Origin of the sequence: Vibrio neptunius, from assembly GCF_000967495.1 — a bacterium.
GTDB classification, from domain to species: Bacteria; Pseudomonadota; Gammaproteobacteria; order Enterobacterales; family Vibrionaceae; genus Vibrio; species Vibrio neptunius.
Genome location: NZ_JXXU01000038.1, coordinates 1 through 1,515, shown reverse-complemented (window position 1 = coordinate 1,515; position 1,515 = coordinate 1). Strand labels below are relative to the sequence as shown.

Sequence of the window (1,515 nt, the reverse complement as noted above, 5' to 3'; positions counted from 1 at the left end):
AAATGAATGCCAAATATTTCACTTTTGGCGATCGGGGAACCTAGCACATGGATCGGTGATTCGGGTTTAAGCGCTTCATATACCCCGTGCTCATCGGGCTGACCATTGTTAATTTGGCTGAGTTTAAAGTCATGCCGGGTGGCCCAAAGCTCGGGATTATCACTATCAGTCACGTTTAACAGCGGCACCCGAGCCAGCGGGCGCACATTGGAGATCTCTTGGTTCTCAATTAAGCTGGTTTCAGCATGCCATTTAGGGTGCACCGTGTTCTTGGTTTTTGGGTCTAGCTCCCCTTTAAAATAGACACCAAATAGATAGTAATTGGCTGGCAGTGGGATGGCTTTATCGACTGGAGAAGTGCTCATAATGTCTCTCCTTTAACAAAATCGCCATTATTGGCAAAGGCATTATAAAGAGAGGAGCCAGTTGCACTTTGGCCCGTGCCACCCGTTTGCTTCCAAACCTTATATTTATCAAGCTGGTGTTGGCTATTTAGCTTAAAAAGAAATACTTGCGCCGCGCCGCCACTACGCGCGTAGTTGCCATTTTTGCTAATCACCTCTAGCATTTCAAACTTGCCAATCACATTGTCATCTTTGACCTCTGATTGAAACGTTTGATTTTCCACATCAATGAAAAAACGGTATTTTCGGCTCTCACCCCAGACATATTTACCTGTCGGACTGATACCTCTCTTGTGGAACTCGTACTCTTGAAGATTATCTTCGTCCGCGTTGACTCCAACACTAAATAGAAATTGGTCTTTGGCTTCATCATAGACAGCCACACCAAAATCATTGGCCACCACGCGTCGACCATTATAAATAATGGCGTATTCATTAAAGTCGGTATCGACTTGCTGCTTTTCACCACTGCTTAAGGTGTATTTCCAATCTTTAAATTGGTCGACATAGTAGAGGTAACTGCTGTCTTCGGCCCATAAAAATTCCGGATAGCCCCGTGAGCGGCCCAGCTCAATATAGTCGCCAGTTTGCAAATCTTTAATCACCTTAAACATTCCCTCTTCGGCTGAATAAGCCAGCGCGAGATAACGATTATTGGGCGATATACGCATTAAGCGAACCTTGCCAACAAACTCATCAGCGACCAAACGCAGATCGGTGCCATCGGTTTTAATGCTCCATACTTTATCGCGCTGGTCATAGTGATCTTTTGCTACATTGCGTCCATTGTCCCAGCGGAATACCACACGCGGTAGATCGTACGAGTCTTGGTTATTGAGATCTTCTCGGGGCCACTCTTTGGCCTTGTAGATAGCGTAACTTGGTTTCCCTGTGTCTGGATCGTAAGTAACGTAGTTATGCTCTGTTATATACACCCGACCATCGTCCCATTGCTGGGCATTTTTGGCCGCGATCCGCTCTTCAACCGTTAGCGGTGGCGCAGCAACAGACTGCGGGGTTTGTGGTGGTTCGATGCTGGCCGTTGGCTTGGGCTGCGTTTCTTGCCACTTGCATCCTGCCAGTAAAACCACCCCCAGCAAGGGTAAGATTG

Annotated in this window: 2 protein-coding genes; both read right to left on the bottom strand. The window is 46.9% G+C overall.

The window, feature by feature from the left end; all coding sequences use genetic code 11:
• A partial coding sequence (locus TW84_RS12735) for a hypothetical protein (RefSeq protein ID WP_045976018.1) occupies nucleotides 1–365 on the bottom strand: 365 nt, incomplete at its 3' end.
• The gene (locus tag TW84_RS24580; RefSeq protein ID WP_420806548.1) at nucleotides 362–1,513 is read right to left on the bottom strand and encodes a Tricorn protease domain-containing protein; all 1,152 of its coding nucleotides are present in this window, start codon (nucleotides 1,511–1,513) and stop codon (nucleotides 362–364) included. The genes TW84_RS12735 and TW84_RS24580, both read right to left, overlap by 4 nt.
• Between the last annotated feature and the right edge of the window lie 2 nt (nucleotides 1,514–1,515).